Here is a 6,994-nt window from a genome sequence, read left to right as displayed (position 1 = left end):
GCCAGGATCAAACTCTCCAATAAAGTTAGTTTGTCTAGCATCTAAAAATAAAAATTGACGTTTCACGTTGTTTGTTTCGTTCAGTTTTCAAAGAACTTGTCTGTCGCTCAGAAGCGACTTTATTAATATAACATTTCATTATATTTTCGTCAACAACTTTTTTCAATAAGTTGTTTTTCGTTTGTTTTGCTTGTTACCTTTCGTGGCAACGAATATAAATATACCAGTTTGATTATTAAAATGCAATAGTTTTTCTAATAAAATTTTTAACTTAGTAAAAAAGTATAAAAACAGCATATTTCTTCTATATAAATATAATTTCTTGCGCCATCAAGAACTACTATCCCCATGTAACTCTTACTCAAATAAAAAAAGCTTTGGAGAAATCTCCAAAGCTTAGTCTTGTTTATGACGCATGGCAGGGAATAATAATACATCACGAATAGATGGCGCATTCGTTAATAGCATAACAAGACGATCAATACCAATTCCTAGTCCACCTGTAGGAGGCATACCGTACTCAAGAGCTTCAATATAATCATCATCCATCATGTGGGCTTCATCATTACCTTGTTCACGCTCTTTTAGTTGCGCTTCAAAACGTTCTTTTTGATCAATCGGATCATTTAGCTCAGTGAATGCATTTGCATGTTCACGTGCAACGATAAATAATTCGAAACGATCTGTGAATCGTGGATCTTCGTCATTCTTTTTCGCAAGTGGCGAAATTTCTACCGGATGACCGTAAATAAACGTTGGTTGGATTAATTTATCTTCTACTTTTTGTTCGAAGAATTCGTTTATAATGTGACCAACTTCCATCGTATCCTTAATACCTACATTATGTTCTTTTGCAAGTTCACGCGCTTCTTCTACACTCATTGGATTCCAGAAATCTGCTCCAGAGTGTTCTTTAATCGCATCTACCATATGAAGACGTGTCCATTCTGGCTCTAGATTAATTTCATAATCACCATATTGGATTGTTGTTGTACCTAGTACTTGCTTCGCAATATGAGCAACCATATTTTCTGTTAGTTTCATAATATCTTTATAATCAGCATACGCCTCATATAATTCAATCATTGTAAACTCTGGGTTATGGCGAGTTGATACACCCTCATTACGGAATACACGACCGATTTCATAAACTTTTTCTAATCCACCCACAATAAGGCGTTTTAAATGAAGTTCAATTGCGATACGCATGTATAATTCCATATCTAACGCATTATGGTGTGTAATGAAAGGACGCGCAGAAGCTCCACCTGCAATTGCATGCATCATAGGTGTTTCCACTTCAAGGTAACCATTGTCATCTAAGTATCTTCTCATTTCACGAATGATCTTACTACGAGTAACGAATGTTTCACGGCTTTCCATACTTGTAATTAAATCTAAGTAACGTTGACGGTAGCGTTGTTCAACATCTTTTAACCCATGATATTTATCCGGTAATGGACGAAGAGATTTCGTTAATAGTGTAAAGCCCGTTGCTTTCACTGAAAGTTCTCCAACGTTTGTTTTGAATACTTTACCTTCAATACCTACTAAGTCACCTAAATCTGCTGTTTTAAATAATTCGTACTCTTCATCTCCAACAGCATCTTTACGAACATAAATTTGAACTTGTCCATGTAAATCTTGAATATGTGCAAATCCAGCTTTTCCTTTACCGCGTTTTGTCATAATACGACCAGCGATAGAAACAGAGATTTCTTTCTCTTCTAATTCCTCTTTAGAGAACTCTCCATATAAGCTTAATAAGTCATTTGTTGCATTTGTACGTTCAAATCGTTTACCGAACGGATCGATTCCTTGCTCACGTAAGTTATGTAACTTTTCACGACGAACAAGCAATTGGTCGTTTAATTCTTCGTGGTTCATGTTATCCATGGTATTGATATCACTCCAGCTCTATTAATTTTTACAATATATACAGTATAGCATTTTCTACTCAACTAGAAAAACTGCCAGCAACTAGCTGGCAGTTCTTCTTTCTTTCACGTAATTATAGGAAGTGTATAGAAGAATGTCAATCTTCCCTATCTATTATTAACCAACGTGAATTGTTTGTTGTTTCACTTCTACTTCTTCTACAAATGCACCTAATACATTCGCAAGGTCTTCACGCGTATTACAAGCATTGATTCCATTACGTACAGTTGCATTACCACGAACACCCTTTAAGTACCAAGCTGCATGCTTTCTCATTTCTCTTACAGCGACATTTTCGTTCTTTAAATCGATAAGACGATCTAGATGCAACATACATACGTCAATTTTCTCGCGCACTGTCGGTTCCGGCATTAATTCACCTGTCTCTAAATACTTTACCGTACGATAAATCATCCACGGGTTCCCAAGGGCAGCGCGACCAATCATAACACCATCTACACCAATTTCATCAAGCATGCGCTTTGCATCTTGTGGTGTTTCGACATCACCATTTCCGATAACCGGGATATTTACAGCTTGCTTTACTTGTTTAATAATATCCCAATCCGCTTTCCCTTCATACATTTGTACTCGTGTACGCCCATGAACCGCTACCGCTTGTCCGCCAGCACGCTCAACAGCTTTCGCATTCTCAATTGCAAAAATATGATCTGCATCCCAACCAATACGCATCTTAACTGTAACCGGCTTTTCAACAGCATCTACAACTGCCGCTACCATTTCATATATTTTATTCGGGTCTAAAAGCCACTTTGCTCCCGCATCACACTTAATGATTTTCGGTACTGGGCACCCCATATTAATATCAATAATGTCTGCTGTCGTATATTTATCTACATATTTCGCAGCATCTACAAGAGTTTCTTTCTCTCCGCCGAAAATTTGTAAACTTAATGGCTTTTCTCTTTCATCAATATATAACATATCTAATGTTCTTTTGTTATTAAGCAATATCGCTTTATCACTTACCATCTCAGCACAAACTAGTCCTGCACCAAATTCTTTTACTGTCAAACGGAATGCAGAATTACACACTCCCGCCATCGGTGCTAATACAACCGGGTTTTTCATCTCAATATTTGCGATCTTTAACACTCGACTTACTCCTTCCTTCATAGTCACTTTGGCATTAATTCCTCCACCGAAACCTTCAATGCCTTAGCAACTTCTACTACAAAATCTTGGGAAGGCGATCGATTCCCTCTCTCAACTTCACCTAAAACAGATACAGATACCCCTAACTCTTTAGCAAAACCTTCTTGCGTATAGCCTTTTAGCTTTCGAAAAGCACGAATGCGTCTTCCCCATTTTTCTGCTTCCATACCGTTACTCCCTCTCGCCTTTTCATTTCTTCTACTTGTGAACGTGAAATGTTTTGTTTAATATCTTGATTAATCTCTAACAACGGAACGATAACAAAAGCTCTTTCGAACATCCGCGGATGCGGAACAATAAGATTCTCTGCTTCAATATTTTCTTGATTATATAGTAAAATGTCAAGGTCGATGGTCCTCGGACCCCATCTGATTTCCCTTTTTCTTCCTAAATCATTCTCTACTCTTTGCGTAACCTTCAATAACTCTTGCGGTGATAAATTGGTAGAAATTTTTACAACTAAATTTAAAAAGCAACTTTGGTCAGTATAACCAACTGGTTCCGTTTCATATACAGACGAAACATCCTCAACTTGGATATAAGGATTTTTATTTAGAAACTGAATCGCTTCAGTTAAATACGTGTGACGTTCTCCGATATTTGAGCCTAATGCAATGTAAGCTATATTATTCATGGACGCCCTCTCGTAATTTCCACTGCTACAGCACGATAATGCCCAGGTATCGGCGGATCTGGTTTGATTACTTTAATTGTACAACGGCAAATACTCTCATATTGTTTCAATATATCTGCAGCAATATTTTCAGCGATACTCTCTACAAGCTTATACGTTCTATCTTCAACAACTTTTCTACATAATTCGAAAAGCTCTCCATAATTGACAGAATACTCTAAGTCATCACTTTCCCCTGCCCGCTTCAAATCCAATTCCACCGTTAAGTCCACTTTAAATCTCTGACCCAATTTATTTTCCTCTGGGAATACACCATGATAACCGTAAAACTCCATATCATGAACATAGATTTTATCCAATTACTTTCCCCCCTTACCAATCATCGCGTCCATCATCATAGCCATACGTGACATTTCCTTCACATCATGAACACGAACAAATTCACAGCCCTTTTCAATACCGAGACAAACGGTAGCTCCCGTTCCCTCAAGACGTTCCTCTACCGGTAAATCTAGCACATGCCCAATAAAGGACTTTCTTGAAGTACCTAACAGCACTGGGTAACCTAGTACGTTTAACTGTTCTAAATTACGCATCGCTTCTAAATTTTGTTCAGGTGTTTTAGCAAAACCGATGCCTGGGTCTAAAATGATATTCTCATCTCGCACACCAGCATTTTTAGCAATTTTAATACTGTCATATAAATCAGCAACCATATCAGCCATTAAATTGCGATAATTCATGTTATCGCGATTATGCATTAAAATAATAGGTACATCGTAATGAGCTGCAACTTCAGCGATTTTCGGTTCCGCCTTCGCTCCCCAAACGTCATTAATAATATGAGCACCAGCTTCGATTGCTTGTTTTGCAACTTCAGCTTTATACGTGTCGATAGAAATAGGCAATTTTACTTCTTTTGAAACTGCCTGAATCATCGGAACAACTCGCTTTATTTCTTCTTCCACTGATACTTTAGCAAAACCCGGACGAGTAGATTCACCGCCGATATCAATAATATGAGCACCTTCATCTCGCATTTCTTTCGCATGGCGCACCGCAGCCTCTACCTCGTTGTAACTCCCACCATCAGAAAACGAATCTGGCGTTACATTTAAAATCCCCATAATTAAGGTTTTTTCATTTAAGTTCAATGTATATTCGCCGCAGCGCAAATCATAATCCCACTTCAAACTACACATCTCCTCTTCACAATTCATTTCTGCTCCACAATTTCTCTCTCTGCATTTCATAAAGACTCATAAACCTTTTTGTAACCATACCTACTTTACCCGGGAAATCTCGTCCCTCTACATGATAAAGTGGAACAATTTCTTGAATCGAGTTTGTCACGAAAACTTCATCAGCTGAAAGTAATTCATCTTTTGTAAAGAAACCTTCCTTTACTTCTATACCTAACTCTTCAGCAACCTTTATAATAAACGCACGAGTGATACCATTTAAAATCCCTGTTTTTAGCGAAGGTGTATATAAAATATCGCCTTTTACGAAAAAGAGATTCGAAACAATACCCTCTGCAACATAACCTGTTTCAGTAAGGAAAATCCCTTCCTTATTCACAACATTTCCAATTTCACGTTTCCCTAAAATGTTATTTAAAAAATGATGAGACTTCAAGCGAGACGCACCCTCTGGTGTATTTCGCACTTGCTTTAAAACAACCCCTTCTTTTTCCACTACATCTCCCGGGGCTGCTAAAGGTTTTATAAAAACAACAACAGACGGCTCTTCATACATTTCCGTTTGCAACCCAATTTCATCTATACCCGCTGATACATTAAAACGGACATACGCATGCTCTAATTCATTCTCCACGAGTAGGTTCTTCAAAATAAGCAATACTTCATCTTTCGTCATTGTCCATTTGATTTGCAATGTATTCAGTGCATCTATTAAACGATCATAATGATCATCCAATAAGAACGGATGACCATTATAAATACGAAATGTCTCAAAAACCCCAAGGCCATATAAATAGCCATGATCATAAGGAGAAATTCTCGCTTCACTTGCTTCTACATACTCACCATTTACGTAAATTAACACGATGTCACACTTGGACTGTATTTATGAATGAAATTCTGCAACAACTCTTTCCCGTGGGAAGTCATAATTGATTCCGGATGGAACTGTACACCTTCAATTGGTAATGTTGTATGACGGAGTGCCATAATTTCCCCTTCTTCTGTCCAAGATGTTACCTCTAAGCAATCAGGTAACGTCTCTTTCTTAACGATAAGGGAATGATAGCGCGTCGCAGTAAACGGATTAGGAATATCCGAAAAAATCGTCTTTCCGTCATGATGCATAAGCGACGTTTTTCCATGCATTAAGCGCTCGGCACGAACAACCTCTCCACCGAATACTTGCGCAATGGATTGATGCCCAAGACAAACCCCAAAAATCGGAATCTTTCCAGCAAAGTATTGAATAACCTCCATACTAATACCTGCTTCATTAGGACTACACGGACCTGGCGAAATCATTAAAAAGTCTGGTTTCATATTCTCAATATCTGAAATGGTCACTTCATCGTTACGTTTAACAACAAGCTCTTGTCCAAGTTCTCCTAGAAACTGCACTAAATTAAATGTAAAAGAATCATAATTATCAATCATTAATATCATTTCTCTCACCTAACCGTTTCTTCACTACGTTCTTTTGCACGCCATAAAGCAATCGCCTTTTTTAACGACTCTTTATATTCATTTTCCGGATTTGAATCAATTACAATTCCCGCTCCTGCTTGTACATGAGCTTTTCCATCTTTAGCAAGAAGTGTTCTAATTACAATATTCAATTCTGTATCTCCAGAATAACCGATCCAACCAATTGAACCTGTATAAATCCCTCTGCGAACAGGTTCTAATTCTTCAATAATTTCCATCGTACGTATTTTCGGGGCACCAGTAATTGTTCCCCCAGGGAATACAGCCTTCACTAAATCAAAAGCATCTTTATCTTCATCCACCTCACCACGCACATTAGAAACAATATGCATTACATGTGAGTATTTCTCGATTACCATAAATTCATCTACTTCTACAGTGCCGTATTTACAAACACGCCCTAAATCATTTCGTTCTAAATCTACAAGCATGACGTGCTCTGCTCTTTCTTTTTCGTTCTCAATTAATTCTCTTGCTAACGCTTCATCCTCTTGCTCATTCGCACCTCTAGATCTCGTTCCAGCAATCGGTCTTGTACTTACTTCGATTCCTTGTT

8 protein-coding genes and 1 pseudogene are annotated in these 6,994 nt (G+C 37.8%); all 9 read right to left on the bottom strand.

Annotated elements, in window-relative coordinates; genetic code table 11:
- Positions 1-396: 396 nt before the first annotated feature.
- The gene (gene lysS, locus MR113_RS26390) at positions 397-1,896 is read right to left on the bottom strand and encodes a lysine--tRNA ligase (RefSeq protein WP_000369672.1); all 1,500 of its coding nucleotides are present in this window, start codon (positions 1,894-1,896) and stop codon (positions 397-399) included.
- 159 nt (positions 1,897-2,055) lie between these two features.
- Positions 2,056-3,054 carry a tRNA dihydrouridine synthase DusB gene (dusB, locus tag MR113_RS26385; RefSeq protein WP_242257393.1) on the bottom strand — a complete coding sequence of 333 codons (999 nt, stop codon included), beginning with the start codon at positions 3,052-3,054 and terminating at the stop codon, positions 2,056-2,058.
- 23 nt (positions 3,055-3,077) lie between these two features.
- A complete protein-coding gene (locus tag MR113_RS26380) occupies positions 3,078-3,281 on the bottom strand; it encodes a helix-turn-helix domain-containing protein (RefSeq protein ID WP_000387029.1) in 204 nt (67 codons plus the stop codon).
- Positions 3,233-3,748, bottom strand: a complete 516-nt coding sequence (gene folK, locus MR113_RS26375) for a 2-amino-4-hydroxy-6-hydroxymethyldihydropteridine diphosphokinase (protein ID WP_001059441.1) — start codon at positions 3,746-3,748, stop codon at positions 3,233-3,235. Before folK ends, MR113_RS26380 begins: the two co-directional genes overlap by 49 nt.
- Positions 3,745-4,107 (bottom strand): dihydroneopterin aldolase, encoded by a 363-nt coding sequence (gene folB / locus MR113_RS26370; RefSeq protein WP_242257392.1) that lies wholly within the window; start codon positions 4,105-4,107, stop codon positions 3,745-3,747. The genes folK and folB overlap by 4 nt, the downstream gene beginning before the upstream one ends.
- The gene (gene folP, locus MR113_RS26365; protein WP_242257391.1) at positions 4,108-4,968 is read right to left on the bottom strand and encodes a dihydropteroate synthase; all 861 of its coding nucleotides are present in this window, start codon (positions 4,966-4,968) and stop codon (positions 4,108-4,110) included. It abuts the gene before it with no gap.
- Positions 4,958-5,815: an aminodeoxychorismate lyase gene (gene pabC, locus MR113_RS26360; RefSeq protein WP_242257390.1), complete on the bottom strand. Its 858-nt coding sequence runs from the start codon at positions 5,813-5,815 to the stop codon at positions 4,958-4,960. Before pabC ends, folP begins: the two co-directional genes overlap by 11 nt.
- Entirely contained in the window at positions 5,809-6,396 is a 588-nt protein-coding gene (gene pabA, locus MR113_RS26355; RefSeq protein WP_242257389.1) for an aminodeoxychorismate/anthranilate synthase component II, read from the bottom strand. The genes pabC and pabA overlap by 7 nt, the downstream gene beginning before the upstream one ends.
- A 5-nt stretch (positions 6,397-6,401) precedes the next feature.
- Positions 6,402-6,994: pseudogene (gene pabB / locus MR113_RS26350) on the bottom strand (aminodeoxychorismate synthase component I); the annotation flags it as partial.

The organism is Bacillus cereus group sp. BfR-BA-01379, assembly GCF_022663605.1.
Classification (GTDB): Bacteria; Bacillota; Bacilli; order Bacillales; family Bacillaceae_G; genus Bacillus_A; species Bacillus_A mobilis.
This window is presented reverse-complemented; position numbering and strand designations above follow the sequence as displayed.

Excerpts from the sequence above, each read along its gene's own strand:
- pabA (WP_242257389.1), bottom strand. The coding sequence starts at position 6,396 with ATGATATTAATGATTGATAATTATGATTCTTTTACATTTAATTTAGTG.
- MR113_RS26380 (WP_000387029.1), bottom strand. The coding sequence starts at position 3,281 with ATGGAAGCAGAAAAATGGGGAAGACGCATTCGTGCTTTTCGAAAGCTA.
- folP (WP_242257391.1), bottom strand. The coding sequence starts at position 4,968 with ATGAATTGTGAAGAGGAGATGTGTAGTTTGAAGTGGGATTATGATTTG.
- lysS (WP_000369672.1), bottom strand. The coding sequence starts at position 1,896 with ATGGATAACATGAACCACGAAGAATTAAACGACCAATTGCTTGTTCGT.
- folK (WP_001059441.1), bottom strand. The coding sequence starts at position 3,748 with ATGAATAATATAGCTTACATTGCATTAGGCTCAAATATCGGAGAACGT.